Here is a 360-nt window from a genome sequence, read left to right as displayed (position 1 = left end):
CGGGCGCCGCGGCCGGAGCAGGGGTGGCGGCCCGGTCGTGCCCGGACTCAGGTTCCGGGGGCCCGGGACGCCGCCTGCGCAGCAGTAGCCAGCCGATCAATGCAAGGTAGGCAGTTGGAACCAACCAGGCGGGGACGGCGTACAGCACATCGGTAAGCAACCCGTGGGCCCCGTGCGCGGCATCGATCAGCCGGTCCTCGACCTGGTGCCCCGCGGCATTCCGGACAGCAAAGAAGGCGTAGTAGGCGGTGCCCAGCCCGGCGAGCAGCAGCAGGTAGCCCTGGGCTCTTTCCAGCACCGGCCAGGCTTCGGGCCATCGCCGGCCGGCGGCGGCCCCGACCGAGGACGCTGCGGCGCACA

At 72.8% G+C, this 360-nt stretch carries 1 protein-coding gene; it reads right to left on the bottom strand.

The features are described 5' to 3' along the window. Positions 1–298 (bottom strand): hypothetical protein (locus tag AC5RUJ_RS18735; RefSeq protein ID WP_494156572.1); only part of this gene is annotated, 298 nt, incomplete at its 3' end. Positions 299–360 lie beyond the last annotated feature (62 nt).

The organism is Arthrobacter sp. Y3223164, from assembly GCF_059091005.1.
Note: the sequence above shows the minus strand (reverse complement) of the source record. Positions and strands in the feature narration are given on the sequence as shown.